Consider the following 17,194-nt stretch of genomic DNA (forward strand, 5'->3'; position numbering starts at 1 on the left):
AAACCACGCAAAAAAAGCATTCCAATCAAACTCGATTAGAATGCTTTTTCAAATTAATTACTTAATATTACTTTTCTTAATTTCTCTATTTTGACCAATTAGATAGAACTTTTTACCGTGAATCGAAATTTGATTACCGTAAATTGTTATCTTGTGGTTCTTCTTCATAACCTTCTTTTCAACTCGTTGACCATACTGATTATATGTATATGCCGCACGTTTCAATCTGACTTTTTTACCAATAATATTACCTGAGGCAATATAGTAGTCATCAGCGACTGCAAAATATTGCCGGCCAGCAATTATCTTAGTACCAAAAGTATTAACGATTGAGCCAGCCTTCAAGATTACACCATTAGCTCGTTGACCTTGGGCATTGTAAAGATAGGCATCATGCATCATCTTCTTGGCAGTGGCACCTGCAGGAAGCGTTACTGCAGATGAACTAGCAGCTGCTTGATGTCCGCCAGTCAAGTTAGCAGCTCTGACATATTGATCCTTGCCAATAATGTAATATGACTTACCATGAATTGAAACGCTGCTGCCGTATGTACGAATCATCCGACCCGCTCTAAGCACACGCTTATTCGTCCGCATACCATACTTATCGTAAACATAAGCATTATGCTTAACTTGTCTTTGCGTACTAATGACATTGCCCACTGCTAGGTAATATTTACCCTTTTGAACAATATAATATTTGCGACCGTTGATTGTGGTAATTCCGTAAGTTGCAACTACTGAATCTGCCCGTAAAATCGCCTTGCTTGCCTGTTTGCCTTCAGCATTATAAAGGTAAGCATTGTGTTTTAAAGTTACATTAGTTGCTTTGTCTTTAGCAGGTGTCGGGGCTGGCGTAGCACTTGCAAATGGATAAGCGGCAGCCACTTGAGCAACATGTTCAGGACTAGTAATTTGTGCTAATTCATTTAAAGCATTGTCTTTGGCCGTGTCAACACCAGGCCTATCAGTTGCATGATCGATTGTACCCTGATTGCCATTAGCAGCATTAACTAATTTATCAACTTCATCTCGCAAATGTTGTTTAGCTTCTTCACTGCAGTCCAAATGATTAATCTTATCCTTGGCCTTATCTGCAGCTCCTTGAACCGTTAACTTGGCAATTTCTTTTTCGCCGGCTAATTCATGTTCTTTAGCAGCTTCTTTATCACCAGTTTGCAAATCATGCTTAATTTGCTTAGCTGTATCATCACGAATCTGTTGAACCTTGTGTTGATCGGCACCGCCGGCAACAGCCGTATCATGAGCCTGGTCAATCTGGACCACCTTATCATTATCAATAATGTTATTAATTGTATCTTTATCAGAATGAACACCGTTAATCTTATCAATCGCATCATTGCGGGCATCACTAACCCCAGTTGAATGATGAGCCTGGTCAATTGTACCATTGTCAACTTCGTTAGCTTCATTAAGCAGACTTTGCGCAGCCTCTAATAAGGCGTTCTTCTTATCTTTAGCAGTTTGTGAATTATCATCCGGCCACATTTGCTCAATCTTCTTAGCTGCTGTATCGTATGCACTTTGAACTGCACCCTTACCAATCAGGCGTTCGCCAGCTAGTTCTGACTTGTTAAGTTCATCATCAGACTCACCCTGGAGGTTATTGAGTGCTGCTTGATAACTTCTATCCAGGGCTGAAGAGTCAGCATTAGCACCAAGCTTTTGTTTAGCGGCGTCGTAGGCTGCCTTTAATTTATCCGCAGCCTTTTGCTTAGCGGCAGCAACCTTACCTGCATGATAGGCATCCTTAATCGCATTTTGCTTGCCAGTAACATTATCACGGTTGGTATCACTGCTTGAAATAGCATCAAGTGCTGCTGAGTTACCACCTAGTTCTTCTTTAACGGTATTCTTCTCGGCCTCAACGATATTTCCTAAACCTGAATTTTCAGTATCTGAGTACTTGCCATTAGTTACCTGATTAATCGCATTCAATGCATCTTGCTCTGCCTTGTCAATTGCAGCTGCTTCCTTACTGCCCTTGGCAACGCCTAAATCTTTGCGCGCTTTGTCGGCAGCTGCAGAAACATTATCACGAGCCGTTTGCTTATCTTTTCGTTCTTTTTGGACAGCTGAATTACCATTAACAATTGGTGCCAATGAATTTTCATCATTGTTCTTACTTTCATCTTTGAACTTGTTAATCGCATTCAAGGCATTGTTTTTAGCAGTGTCAACATCAGCAGCTGTATTAGCCTTATCAATAGTACCCTGACTTGCATTGGTACCGTTAGCTTTGTCAACTTCATGTTGGATAGCGTCCTTAATTGCCTGCTTTTCAGCGTCAGTATAAGGTGTGCCATCTTTGTGATTGGTTAACTTGTCAACTGCAGCAGCGGCATCCTTGCCAGCCTGGATAACATCTTGCTTAGCCTTGTCTTTGGCATCTGCTACAAGATTTGAGTCAGTATTTAGAGCAGTCTGGTCAGCATCAGAGTTACCTGAACCATTTGCGGCAATAGTATTCAAGGCATTATTTAAAGCACCACTGACAATAGCATTATCGTTAGACTTAGATGCCTCTAATTCTGACAAGTTGCTTGGATTGGCACTAGCAGCATCAATTGTTCCTGGCTTTGCGACAGTTCCATTTGTGGCAGCAGCGTTCTGATCAATTAAATTGTTCAAAGCAGCCTGCTCATCAGAAGTGTAAGCTGAACCATCCTTGTGCTTCAAATTCTTAATACTGTTCTTAGCAGCATTAGCCGCATCCTTGATGGCACCCTTGGCGATATCCTGCTCAGCTTTTTTAGCAGCTTCTTTAATTGCCGCAACACTATCACCAGTGATTGGTGCATGATGATTGAATGCATTGTCAAGGTTAGTAGTATCAGCACCATTAGGTAGGTTATTTTTAGCCGCATTATAGACAGTTTGCAAATCTTTTTCGGCTTGGTCCTTAGCAGCTTGCAATTCACGATCATGTTGAACAGTTGCATCATCATTCAAAGCTGCTTGGTTCTTGCCAGTTCCGTCAGTCACCGTATCAAGAATATCTTGCATTGCATCCTGGCGAGCCTTATCAACATCATCAGTTGTATCAATTGAGCCGTGCTTGCCGTTAGCCTTGTCAACTGCAGCTTGAACAGCATTAGTTAAAGCTGCCTGTTCATCAGCAGTATATGGCTTGTTAGTATCTGAATGCTTAATATTGTGAATTAACTTGCCTGCCGCTGTTTGGGCATCTTCAACTACACCCTTAGAAATTTCCTTTTCTCCAGCTGCTTCTGCATTATGAATCGTATCAGCACTTGTATTAGTATCCAAATCATCGATTGCTTTTTGAGCAGCATCATTAGCAGCGTCAACTTTAGAAGTATCGGCATCTTTGCCAAACTTGTCATGCAATTCTTGTACAGCCTTATCATGACTTGTTTGTAGTTTGGCCTTAGCACGTTCTTTTTGTACCACTGGATCATTGGCTAATGCAGTATTATCCGCAGTACTATTACCGGCACTATCACCAGCAATTGTTGCTAATTGATCGTTTAAAGTACCACTAACTGTACCATCACCAGTTGCAGCTTCAGCTTCATCCTTGCTAATACCGCCTCGATCAGCTCTTGCTTGGTCAAGTGCATGATTAGCAGCGGCGGCATCTTGATCAATTTGATTCTTCAACGCCTCTTTTTCAGCAGCGGTATAGCTAGTGCCGTCTTGATGTTTCAAGCCATCAATTTGCTTCTTCGCAGCCGTTGCTGCTGCTTGAATCGCACCTTTGGCAACATCTTGTTGTGCCTTTTGTGCATTCTTCTTCACTTCATCGGCATTGGTTCCAAGAATCACTTTGTTCTTATTATAGGCGGCATCAAGAGCACTAGTATCAGCACCTACAGGAAGCTTTGCCTTGGCAGCTTCATAAACAGCTGCCAAATCCTTTTGAGCTTGCTCTTTAACACGGTCAAGACTAACTGCTGGATCATTAGCTAAAATATCTTCAATTTTATCTTGATTTATATAATCATCCTTAAGCTGATCAATTGCATGATCACGTGCAGTTGATGCCGTATCTGGTGCAACAGTTGCATTCTCAATTGCATCTTTACCAGCTGCTTGATCCTTAGCTACTTGATGTTTTAAAGCCTGCTTTTCATCATCAGTATAACTAGAACCATCTTGATGTTTTAAGTTGTCAATTTGGCCATTAGCATAGCTAGCAGCATTATCTACAGCACCCTGATCCACATTCTTGATAGCTGCAGTTTGATCTTGGAGAGCATCATATGATAACCCTGGTAATTTGGCTAATTCATGCTCGTGTGCCTTATCAAGAGCACCACCTGGCTGATAAGCATTGCCTAGCTTTTGCTTAGCTGCATTATAGGCGTCATCAATTGCTTTTTTAGCTTTTTGACGAGCATCAGCTAAGGCTCCAGCATTTGCCGTACCAGCGGCGTTAACAATTTTATCAATATCATTTTGCTTGGCGGTATCAATCTTATCTTGATTACCTGGCTGGTCACTGGCAGTTGGAACAACGCCATTGATATCAGCAATAGTCTTATCTGCATTTTGCTTAACTTGATCTTTATAAGCTTGCTTCTGCTTATCTGTCAAATTAGTCTTGTCAATTGCCTCATTGGCTGCTGCTTCTGCATCTTCAACGCCCTTGATTGCCTTGAGCTTGTTCAAAGCTGTTAAGCCGTTATCATAGGCGTTAGTTGCATCGGCAATTGAAGTCTTGTGACCATCCCGTGATTTATCAAGCTGAGCAATACTGTTATTGACAGTATCAATTAAATCCTTGTACTTGTTCTTCTGCTTATCAGACAAGCTACCTTCAAAATCATGCCACTTATCACTCAAATCCTGATGAGCATTGTCTGCCTCATTATCAAACCAAGGATAATGAGCTCCATCTGGATTCTCACCCAAAACGCGATTAATCAATGTTTGATAATCATGATTAATTTGCTTAACTGCTTCATTATAGGCACTGGCCGACAAGTCTTGACCATTCTCATCTTTAGTAGTGCTATTTAAGCGGCTGACCATTTCATCATATAGGTCTTGCAATTTCTTATGAGCTGCAGCTTTTTGTTCACTAGTTAATTGTGAACGATCAATAGTCTCATCAGCGTCAGCTTTTTCACTTGCTAATTGCTTTTGTGCTGTATCCTTGTCTTGACCCTTCTTAGAATCACTAACAAGCTTGTCAATTTTTTGTTTAGCAGCAGCAGTAATTGCTTCCGGTGAGTTAGCAGCTGCTGGATCTGAAGGAGCCTTACTGATATCTTGTTCAGCATCATGAACAATATTATCAATTGCGGCTTGATCTACTGCTGGATTCTTGTCTTTAGCAGCTTCACCATAATCATCAAGGTCATTAATCGCATGTTGCTTACGACTATTCAATTTTGCTTCATTTAAAAGCCGGTCAATTTCAGCTTCACCATAATCAGCTATCTCACCATTCGTTGGTTTACCTTGTTCAGCATTCGCAATGTCATTAAGAGCATTATCACGATCTGCCGCACTTGGATTTTGCGGTAAGTTAGTGTTGGTAATCTTATCAGCAGCCTTCTTACGAGCAGCTTCAATCTTATCCTGATAGTTTTGTTTTTGAGCTGCAGATAATCCTGGTAAATCATTAATTGCTGCAGCTTGATCCTTGGCATGTTGATTTAATTTAGCAATTTCCTTGCTCTTTTCATTGGCTAAATCATATTTCCAAAGTGCTTTGTCAATATTGTTTTCAGCATTATGTTCAACTGTATCAAGGTTATCCGTCTCACCTGCCCCAAAAATATCTTCTTTACCTTGGTGAAAGGCTGCTTCAACTTCCTGCAAGGCATCTGCCAAGTCGCTATCACTTAAGTTAGGGTATTTATCATGAGTTAAACCATTCTCAACATCTTTAGCATGTTCAGTAAGTTTATTAACAGCATCATTCTTCGAATTCCACCGGTTAGTAAGCTGGTCCAACTTCTTCTTACCACTGGCCAATGCATCATTCATATTGTTAATGGCATTAGTTGCATCTTGGCGGTGAGAATTAATTGCATTGTTTGTACTATTTAAAATGTTAGCTACTTCATCTTTAAGATGCTTAATTTGCTCAGGAGTCATCCCCGGATGATCTTTTATATATTGGGCAATTTTGTCATTAGCATCATTAGCGGCAGCGGCAATCGCATCAAGGTCAGCCTTTTGGGCTTCGTCTTTATTAATATTGCTACTATCATTATCTAATGCCAGCTTACCAATATCTTCTGCTGCTTGAACGTCATCTTGATTTGTAGCGTTATCGATTTTGTCATTAGCGGCAGTTAAATCATGATTAATAGCTGCAAGTAAGTCATCAGCTTGGGTAGAACTTAATTTACCAGCAGTTCGATCATTATTGATCTGCTTATTAAGCTTATCAGCAATTGCTTTCAGGCGATTTTTAGCATCAGTTTTTGCTTCTTGCAAGGCATCATCTTTGGCGCTATTAATAATATTGTCAAAATTATTCTTAGTATTATCAACAATCGCATCAATGGCCGTTTGATCCTTAGAATTATCAACTTGGTACTTGCCACCATTAAATTCTTCAGAAGCAGCATTATTAATCTTATCAATCGCTTCTTGCTTCTGCTTATCTGTCAAGTTGGCATCATGATTAACCTTATTAATCGCGTCTTGACGGGCTTGCTCAATTTGCTTATTAGCACCATTTTTATGATCTTGTAATTTGGCAGCCTGCAATGCCTCATTAATCTTATTGATACCGGCATCACGATCTGTATGAATCTTATCAACATTATCGTCACCGTTAACATTATCAACGTAATCATCATGAGCATCTTTAGCTTGTTGTTCATACTTAGCTTTTTCAGTACTGCTTAAGTTAGGCAATTTTTCGATTTCATTAATTGCGCCATCAGTCGTACTATTACCATTCAAAGCATGATCTAAATCTTCAATCGCTTCTTGCTTAGCATTATTGATTTCTTCTTGGTGGTCTGAATCGGCAGTATTCTTAATTCCATCGATCAACTTGTGATACTTAGCAACGCTAGCTGCAACTGCTTCTGGTGTCTGGTCATCATCAATTTCATCACAACCATTAGCTACTAACTTATCTACTTGGTCACGATACTTACCTTCTGCTGGCAATTGGTTCTTAATTTGCTCACCATAATCATGAAGTGCTTGCTTCCCCTTCTCCTTAGTTGAAGCTAAAAAGGCTGACTTCTTGGCTTCAATCACAGCAAGGTTGGTTTGATTGGTTGCTTGGTTAATCTCATCTGGGGTTTTAGCAGCATTAACATCATTATGTCCTTGGGTTCTAGCTGACTCAATATCTTTATGAGCTTGGTCAAAGGCTGGCTTAGCTGCTGCTTGCTCCGCCTCATTCAAGCTATTCCATTCGTCATTAAGAGCAGTGTTGGCTGCATCACTGATTTCGTCAATCTTATCGTTGGCCTGCTGCTTTAAGCCATCAAGATAATCCTTATTTGCAGCAGCTTCAGCAGCGGCAATTGCATCTAAGCCGGTTTTCTTTTTATTATTAGCATCAGCAAGACTAGTTGCACCATTGATTTTTTCTTTAGCATCATTAGCAGCTTGATTAATAGCTTGATGAGCGGCCTGCTTCTGCTGGTCACTTAAGTCAGACTTATCAACGCGATCATTAGCAGCTTGGGCAGCATTAGCAATATCCTGTTTGTCATTAGTCTTAACTTGGTCTAAACCTTGTGCTTGATTAAGGATATCATCCATTGCATCAACGCCAGCTTGAGCATCCTTACCAACCTGAGCTGTCGTTGCTGGATTAGGATTTTTAATATGATTAAGAGCTGAATTATAAGCATTATTAACGTCTTGCTTCAGTGCATCTAAACTGGCCTGGTCAAGATTTTGTAGACCATCCAAAGCTTGATCGACACGGGATTTTTCAGCATCAAGCTTTTGCTTAGCGGCATTCTGGGCATCTTGCAAATCAGCATTGTTGGCAATAGTTGCGAGGTTATTTTGTCCAACTTGCGAAGCTGTATTAGCATCAGCCGGTGTCTTAGTACTATTAACGGCATCGTGAGCAGCATCTAAGGCATTATCAACATCCTGCTTAAGTTTATTCTTCTCATCAATACCGAGATTTGGTAGTCCATCAATATGATTCTTAATATCAGCTGCCAGAGCATCTAAATCATTATTTGCCTTATCATGAGCATTAGCTAAAGCTGTATTGTCAATTCCGTTGACAACGTTATCCATCTTGTTAATTGCTGTATCCTGAGCCAATGAAATGTCACTAGAATCCTCAGCATTGTTAATATCTTCAACACCGTCATTGTAAAAGCCATCGATTTTATCCTTCATGGCCTTTTGCTGCTGCGGTGTTATCTTGCCGTCTTTAGCAGCTTGGTCAACCACGTTTTTATCATGGTCACGCTGCTTACCTAAAGCATTAAGTGCTGCAGACTTATCTGCTTCAAGACTAGCCTTTCCTGCATCATTACCTATTGTCACTGCACCATTTTGCTCAGCATTAGTAATGTCCGTATTATTAGTGGCAGTATTGATTGCGTTCTTAGCAGCTTCATAATCCTTATCAATCTGATTAAGAATAGCATTTTTCTTTTCCTGACTAACTTGGTCGTCAGAATACTTATTAACGCGATCATGAGCCTGCTGCTTAGCAGCAGCTAAATCTTGCAATGCCTGCTGCCGAGCTGCTTCAAGCTCTTTACCATGACCAGCATCAATTGAACTAGCGTTATTTAGAAGATTATCTAGATTTTTTTCAGCCGTATTTTTATTAGTATCAACATCAGTATCTTTGCCGTTTAAAATACTGTCTGCACCTTGTTTAGCAGTATCAGTAGCTTGGTCAATCAAATCTTGACGTTCCCGATCACTTAAATGTGGGTACTTCTGATGATCGTTAATGTCCTTAATTACCTGATCCCGTTTTTGATTAACTTCATTTACTGCCTGCTGCTTCTTATCATGATTAGTTGCGGTCAACAAGAAGTGATTAAGATCGGCCAATCCGTCTTGCAGTGCGTTCTTAACACCATCTTTATCATTAGCTGCAGCCACGTGATCTTGTGAACCATTGCCCGCACCATTATGAAGCAGGTCTTTTGCTTCTTGCTTGGCAGCAGCTAGGTCATCACCAGTTAATGTTGGTAACTTATCAAGCGCATCTTCAACTGCTTGTTCTTTGTCAGCGAGCTGCTTATCAGCGTTTTTCTTAGCAGCAGCCAAAATATTGTTCTTAGCTGTCTGTTCAGCACTAGCAATATCGTTATCGGTAGATACGCCTGAATCAGGGTTAATCTGATCGATAGCATCTTCACCAGCTGCTGTCGCCGCGGCAATATCATCGTCAGAAGTAATACCCAAATCATGCTTAACGTCTTCTGCATATCCATCAAGATCTGCCTTACCAGCAGCTGCTTTTATCTTATTAATTGCACTCTGCTTGCGATGATTAATCTCATCAGGCTTGTCAGCAACATTTGGTGCATAAATTGATGATTTATCATCACTATCAGCTTGCCCATTTAATGCAGCATTCTTAGCAGCATCAATTGCTTGATTGTACTTATCCTTTTGCTTCTGAGTAGAGTGTGACTTGTTAACACTATCATGCGCTGCTGCAGCCGCATTTTCAATTTCTTCTTTAGCACTACTATATTTAATAACGCTGTCAATTGCAGTTTTGCCCTTGTTAAGAGCATCCGTAATTGGCGTTTTTCCTGCTTCATCCTTAGGAGCCTTGAAGATATCTTTAGCAGCATCAATTAAAGCGTGATCGACTTTAGATTTATTCTGTTGATTATTATTAGCAGCATCTGCAGCGTATTTTTCTAATTCTTTCAATGCAGCAAGTCGATGGTTAACATCATCAAGCAGGTCTTGCGCTTTTTGGTGGGCAGCATCAGTTGCAGCACCATCTTTACCCTTGTCAATTGCCCCAGCATCTTCTGGATCACCAGCAGTTACTTGATCTTGACCTTTAGCAATTGCTGCTGCTTCGGCCAATTCATTGGCTAAATCATTAAAACCATTGGCAATATCAGGATTGCCATTTGCGCCATGATTATTTAACAGATTTTGAAGATCGGCAAGTTCTTTATTTAAATCATCGTGCTGTTGGTTAATATTATTTTGCAGACCTTGCTTATAAGTTTTCACAACATTGTCGATATTGGACATTCCAACTTTATCATCAGGAACGTTAGCGCGATTGGCGTCAGTTGCTTCAGCAGGATGAGCAGGATCAGTAACACTGTCTTGCAAGTTGCTGTCATTAGTTTCATTTTGAATAACAGCTTCTTGCTTGGCAGATGCCGCATTAATTTCATCTGCTAATTTTGGATATTTCTTAATAACACTATCACGATAGTTACGCAAAGCAGACGTTGCTCTCGCCTTCCGGTAGGTCGTATCAATTTGCTTATAAGCAGCTAAAATTGCCGAGCTGTTACTAAATTCAGTCCCATCACCCTTATAGACCAAACCATTAAAGCTAGTGGCATTGTCAATTGCACCTTGATAAGTTGCTTTTTGTGAATCCGACAAGTTTAACTTGGCAAAATCTACATCTGCAGAAGAATGGTAATTCTTCAGGGCAGCTTGAACTGCTTGTTGATAATCACCTAAAATTGCCTTCTTGGCAGTTGTCTCTGCCGCATTAACTGCAGCCTGATCGGTCGCATCATCAATTGCCGCAATTGAAGTTTGAGTAGCTGCAGAAGGGATTGCATCAGCTGCTGCTTGAGCATTGTGCAAGTCATTCTTAGCAGCGGCTAAATATTGCTGCACATCGCTATATGCCTGGGACTTACCAGCAGTAAGGTTAATCTTATCCAGAGCTGCTTGTTTACGGTGATTAATCTCACTAATATCATTGTTAGGATTATAAATTGAGGCTGAATCAGCACCAGTAGCTGGTGTTTTTAAAGCATCCCCTTGTGCCTGATTAATTGCGTCTTTATAATCTTGATATTTTTGTTGGTGCGCTGGCGTTTGGTCTGGATCAGCTTTAGCAGCCGCATCAACCTTAGCAATTGCCTCTTGCGCTGACTGGTTAATTGCCTCTTGCGCAGCACTTTGAGCATCTTGAATTGTAAGGATATCTAAATCAAGAACGGTCGGAACATCTTGCGGACCATAACTAATGAAGTTAGCATTTGGCGTTAACTTGATAACGTCGCCTTTTTCCAAACCAGCAGTAAACTTAGCTGGTAAGGTAAAGCTGAAACTACCGTCGGGATTAACTTTAGCTGCGAAAGTCATCTTCTTAGGTAAATCAGGATCACTATCTCTTGATGGATAAGTTACATTGATCTTGTCAGTTGTAAAGCCGTTATGTATATTCGCAAGATCAGTATTACCGTAAGGATCATCGCTAAGTTTTGAATCAGCCCAAATTCCCTTACTCTTAGACTGAGCGTTATTTAAAATTTCCGCAGTAATATAAACATAAGTACCACCAGGTAAAATCCCTTGGAACATGCCATCACTTGCCGGGCCATCTTTTGCTTCATTGTAATTAACGACTTGACCACTAACTGTTCTTGAACCATCATCAAGTTCTGGTTTAGATACATGAGCATTGGTAATGTTTAAAAAACCGTCAGGATTGGCAGGACCAAAGGCAATGTTGTTATATCCCATGCTAGTTGGATCCAGAAAGGCTGCTTCAATAATCTCAGCAAAAATTTCGTCAAAAGTCTCATCTTTAAAACTGTCTAATTTGTCACCAAGGCCGGGAATCTTACCCAGCATTGCGCTCAATCGCGGATCCTTCTTTAAAGCATCAATAATGCCGCCGGTTAATTTTTTCTTACCATTAAGTAATTCAAGCTGGTCAACCAAAATTTGGTTCATTCCAAACTCATCATAATGATGAACTACTAACTTATGAAACGGCGGTAATGACAGGCTCATGCCGCCAAGATTCAAGTTCTGGCGCACATTTTGAATAGTGATCTTATTGCTGCCAATAATCGCCGTATCGCTACTGGTATTCATGTGCGCGTCCAAAATCAGTGAAGATGGATTGTTAACTGTCAGTCCCGCTGCAGAAGAATCAATTAACGTGATTTTACCAGTACCACCTGTTGCGGCACCCTTATTATCTGTACCACTGGGATCAGTAAGCTTAATATTAAAGGCACCGTTTTCTAAATCAGCTGTACCCCCAATTGAAACCAAAGTTCCCGAGTAATTTTGCATATTGGTACCAGTAATATTCAATGCAGCATGCGGATTAATTACTAAATTACCACGGTCATTGACCAGATTACCATTGGAACTAATATCGCCATTCGTATTAATATTGACGGTACCATCAACGGTAATAGTTCCCCCATTAACACTAAGATCAATTGCGGTAGCACGGTGACGATCAAGGGTACCGTTAAATGAAGTAAATGAGCCGTTTTCATCAGCACCAACATTAATTGTCAAAACGGCATTTTGATTAACAAGAATGTTGCCGTAACCATTACGGAAAACAATCCCGCTGGCTTTACCTGTATCTTCGGCATTTTCGTCCCATCTACCCAGATTTTTACGCGGATTTAGGGTGACATGTGCCCCTTCTTTAATGATGACCTGACTAATCATACTAATTGGATTACCATTAGCGTCTAAGTAATAGTTGTCGACAGCATTGGCATTGTAAGCACTGTTACTCATTTGAATAACATTACCATCACTAGTTGACAGAACCGCATTGGCATTGGCCTCAAAAGTAATCTTTTCACCATTTTCACTTAATTGGAATGCCTGCTGACCATTGAGACCTTCCGTTTTCCAATCAGCCGTATCGGTATTATCCAAGGGATTTTTATATGAAGCAACCACATCAGCCATAAAGTTATTCTGAATATGAACATCTGTATACTGTCCAGAATATAGCACCTGACTACCAGTATATTGAACATTGTCAAAAGTAACCCTTGATGGACTATTAGTCTGATACATTGTATTCATGACACTCAGATAAGTCTGTGAATACAGCCGCAAGTTTTGGTAGGTAATATCCATTGCACCTTGCCTGCTATTGTCACTATCTTCAGGGTCATACATTCTAAAATCAATAATGTAGCCACCAGCAGGAATCTTATTACCACCAGATCTAATAATAATTTTACGTGCCGGCATCGTAATCCGATTTTCGCCAGTCATTCCAGGAACACCGGGAGCCTGAAGATTATTCATGACCTCAATGTCATGAATATTTTTATTAGTTAATGCGGCTTTAAAGTCAGTCCAATTGGCAACATAAACGGTGGAATCAGTGGTATTTGAAAATTTCTTACCATCTGTTGGCGGTTGAGATTCTGTGTTAAAGGTCAACTTGTCTTGCTGACCAGTAATCTTATTCTTATCATCTGTTGCACCCGCAGCAGTATTGCCACTAACTGCCTGACTAGGCTTAATTGGACTATCTGAAGTAATATTATCCGTTGAACTTGGCTTGGAATCGCCAGTAGCTGCTGCTGGCTTTTCATTAGTTGTACCAGTTTCATTAGCAGCTGGCTGATTCGCCGGTTTATCTGCAGCAGGTGCTTGTCCTGCAGTGTTATTAGCTGGATCAACTGACGTATCACCGGCTGGTTTAGTGTCAGGCTTAGAAGCATTATTATCGGCTGGTGCAGAATCACTATCATCGCGCAAGAATTTACTTAATTTATCATAAGTATCAAGTTTGGCTGCATCTTTAGTCGCTGGCTTAGCCTTAGATTGAGCTGGCGTCTGCTCTGAGGCAGTATTTTGCTTAGCATCTTGAGCCGCGTCACTTGCTTGAGAATTTTGCTCAACTTCCTTAGTCTGTGCACTAGGATCAACTGTATCAGCTTGAACGTTTTGTCCACCCATAGTGAAGAAAGTAAAGCCTAGCAGGACTGAAGTTGCCCCAACACTTAATTTACGAATTGAAAAACGGTCATGCTTGGCTTGCATGTCCATTTTGTTAATTCTTTCAGAGAAATTGTTTTTTCCTAACATTCTACCCCTCTTTATAAAAAGCATATAAAATTTAATAATTACATTAACAAAAAATTATTTTATAACGAGAATTAAGCGTTGTACACTTTATTTATCTGATATTCAAAGAGGGTATTATTGTTTAAAGAATGTAAAGCATTTGTAATAAATAAGTCTGCCCTTGTCTTTAGGCGATTAAAGCAGTTAATACGTGATAATTTTGCATCAATGCCACCAATTAATTAATAATATATAATCATAATTAAAATTTTATATTTAAATTCTTTCATAGCTGAAAATATACATATTTATGATTGTATAGCTTAGATAATTGCCAAAACTGCAATACCAAAATCAAATCAATATAACTTGAAAATTAGGCAGATTTTCGAACTAATTATTAGCATTAATTCACAGATCGCTACTGAAGACAAAAATAATTAAAAATTTTTGTTGCAATTAGGAATTTTTTACTCTATAATAGTTAATGTTCTGTTGAGGAACAAACAAACATACAATGGTCTGGTAGCTCAGCTGGATAGAGCAACGGTCTTCTAAACCGTGGGTCGTGGGTTCGAATCTCACCCGGATCATTAAATAGAATATTCTAGGAAGCCTTAATAAGCATAAATACTTATTAAGGCTTTTTCTTGCTAAGTAGCATTTAGAAAACTTGAGAAATAAAAAAGTTGGCTAACATTTTGGCTAACTCAAAAAAGATCACTCTAATCATTAAATAGAAAAAGCAGTTAAGATTACGATGCAAGAATCTTAACTGCTTTTTTGTTTTTAAAATTATCTACGTGCCATTGGCTAAAAAGTGTATACTACAATTACCATCTAGATTAGGAGGACAACATTATGGAAATTACCACTAGCCCAGCAAATCTGCTATTGAATTTGCTATTACTAATCATAACTTTAGCTCTCAGCCTGTATTTTTTATACCCTCTCTATGACTTTTTCAAAAAGCGGCGGCAACATCAGCCTCCTAAGTACAAAACATTAAGAATTTGGCTTAGCAGCTTGATCGGTGTCCTGTTTCTGCTGTATTCAATTAATGAAATCGATGTAGTATTTACCTTATTTCAATACCTTCACAACTAGAAATTTGCCATGAAACAACTAACCCTGAATAAATTTAAGCAAAAATATTTTTATAAAACTGAACTTCAAGACTTATGCAGACAATATGGACTGCCAACTTCTGGAACCAAAGCTGAACTTAATTCCTATCTAGAAGCTTTTTTATCTGGGACACCCAAAGAGCAGATTAAGCCAGCTAGAAAAAAGCAACAGCTGCGGCAATTAACGGCGAGTGAAATTACTTTGACAACGCCAATTGTTGACTCAAGCTTTGCCTTTAATGATGCCAGTAGGCAATTTTTTGCCCAATACTTTCATGTTGAACATTTTTCCTTCAAAAAAGAAATGGCGATTATTAAGCGTGCAGCCGAGGCTCGCCGCGACACAAACATGACCGTTGCCGACTTAATTACCCAATATCAAGAATTAACTTCAGCTAAACAGCACCAGCAGATTATTAACCGCACTGCTGAAGAACAAACTTATCAATGGAATAACTTCGTCCATGACTTTTGCCAAGACCCAGTTAGCCAACAGTTCAACAATAAGCTAAAAGTTGCGGCTATCTTATGGCACCACGTCAAAAATTCAGCTAACCCCAAAAGATTTACGTCTGACTTAGTTAAGACTTATGCCGCAGAGATTAACCAATTCAAGAAAAACTAAATAGGAACCTCCTACATCAGGAGGTTCCTATTTATTTACTATTTTTTAAAGATTGTTGGCTTACCCAGTGCTGGTTCAGTCATTATTTCCAACCCATTCTCGGTAAACTTAAGCGGCAATAAAGTGTCATAAATTTTAATTTCGACAAACATCTCGCCCTTGTCATTAGCAATAATTGGGAATGGCCACGGGCCAATTGCTGCCATCAATTTGCCATCTTGCTCACTAATCGTGACAATGCCGTAACCAGGATTACGGTAATCGCCTAATAGCTCCTGCTTAGCCTCAACAGGTTGCGGATTATCGCCTTCTGCTTCACTAAACTTACCTTGTTTAGTTGCCAATCTTTGCGCCATAAAGTCTGAAGAAGCCTTAATCCAGTCATGTTGTTCAAGACCGGCAAAGGTATCAATCATTTGGTATGCCAGAGCAAAAATTGCATCGGTAGAATCCAAGTTCATCGTGGAAACAAAGGCCAAATCAAGCTCTGGAACAAAACCTAAGAATGAACAATAGCCAACATATGAACCACTATGGAACAGATACTTGTAACCGTGGTAGTCTTCCATCATCATGCCCAAGCCATAATTAGAGAAGTGTGCGCCACCATAAGAACGATCAACCGGCATAATTGATTGCGGCTCATAACGCTGCATGGTAACACCTTTGCCAGACTGTGCAGTCTTCAACTGGAATTTGCCCCATTCGAGCAAATCAGAAATACTTGCAAGCATACTGCTGGCACCGCCAACCTTACCCGGCGCAATAAACGGTACCTCACGCAAGTTGCCGTGATCTAGCAAATAAGGTTTGGCAATCCGACTGCGCTCACATTCATGGTGATTAATAAACGTATTCTCTAAATGCAGCGGCTTTAATAAGTTCTCACGAATATATGAGCCATAGTCCTTGTTAATTACCTGCTCCATTACATAGGTTGCCACCGCAAAAATCAAATTGCTGTACTGCATCTCAACACGTAATTCATGGTTAGGCTCTAAGTGGCCAACGGCTTCAGCCTTTTGTGCTAATGTCAGATCCTGCTTATTCCAATTAGTAAACCGCATCCAGTCATGAGCTGGCAGACCACTTTGGTGGCTCAAGGCATCTCGCCATGTCAAATGCTCAGCCACATACGGATCAACCATATTAAATCCAGGCCAATACTTCTTAAGTGGCTCATCTAAATCAATCTTGCCTTCATCAGCCAGCTTACAAATCGCTGTTGCCAAAAAGGTCTTAGAAATTGAAGCAAGAGGATATAACGTATCTTGCTCAGCATCGCCATAGACGTGGCTGTAAGTTTCCCCTTTGTAATAAATTCCCAGACCCAAACTCGGCAAGCGGAAGTTTTGGCGAACTTTTTCAGCATAATTATCGATTTCTTGGGTTTTCATTAACTAATTCCTCCTTATATTATGTTCAAATTATAGCATTTATTATCTAATTTAAATTAAAATTTTCATAAAAATTTTCTTTTTGA

Annotated in this window: 3 protein-coding genes and 1 tRNA gene; 2 read left to right on the forward strand and 2 right to left on the reverse strand. The window is 39.9% G+C overall.

The genetic code is table 11. From position 1 onward, the window contains the following. Nucleotides 1–57: 57 nt before the first annotated feature. Nucleotides 58–13,980 (reverse strand): SLAP domain-containing protein, encoded by a 13,923-nt coding sequence (locus tag OZX58_RS05175; protein WP_277140535.1) that lies wholly within the window; start codon nt 13,978–13,980, stop codon nt 58–60. Between the two features lie 498 nt (nt 13,981–14,478). Between OZX58_RS05175 and OZX58_RS05180 the strand changes: the two genes are divergently transcribed. Then, nucleotides 14,479–14,552, forward strand: a tRNA-Arg gene (locus tag OZX58_RS05180). 523 nt (nt 14,553–15,075) lie between these two features. Next, nucleotides 15,076–15,711, forward strand: coding sequence for an SAP domain-containing protein (locus OZX58_RS05185; RefSeq protein WP_277140536.1), 636 nt, complete (start codon nt 15,076–15,078; stop codon nt 15,709–15,711). A 38-nt stretch (nt 15,712–15,749) separates the two neighbouring features. Here the strand turns inward: OZX58_RS05185 and OZX58_RS05190 are convergent, their stop codons facing one another. Beyond that, nucleotides 15,750–17,108, reverse strand: coding sequence for a serine hydrolase domain-containing protein (locus OZX58_RS05190; protein WP_277140537.1), 1,359 nt, complete (start codon nt 17,106–17,108; stop codon nt 15,750–15,752). Between the last annotated feature and the right edge of the window lie 86 nt (nt 17,109–17,194).

Origin of the sequence: Lactobacillus sp. ESL0680 (assembly GCF_029392855.1) — a bacterium.
Taxonomy (GTDB): domain Bacteria; phylum Bacillota; class Bacilli; order Lactobacillales; family Lactobacillaceae; genus Lactobacillus.

Coding starts and splice junctions, on each gene's coding strand:
- OZX58_RS05175 (WP_277140535.1), bottom strand. CDS start 13,980: ATGTTAGGAAAAAACAATTTCTCTGAAAGAATTAACAAAATGGACATG.
- OZX58_RS05185 (WP_277140536.1), top strand. CDS start 15,076: ATGAAACAACTAACCCTGAATAAATTTAAGCAAAAATATTTTTATAAA.
- OZX58_RS05190 (WP_277140537.1), bottom strand. CDS start 17,108: ATGAAAACCCAAGAAATCGATAATTATGCTGAAAAAGTTCGCCAAAAC.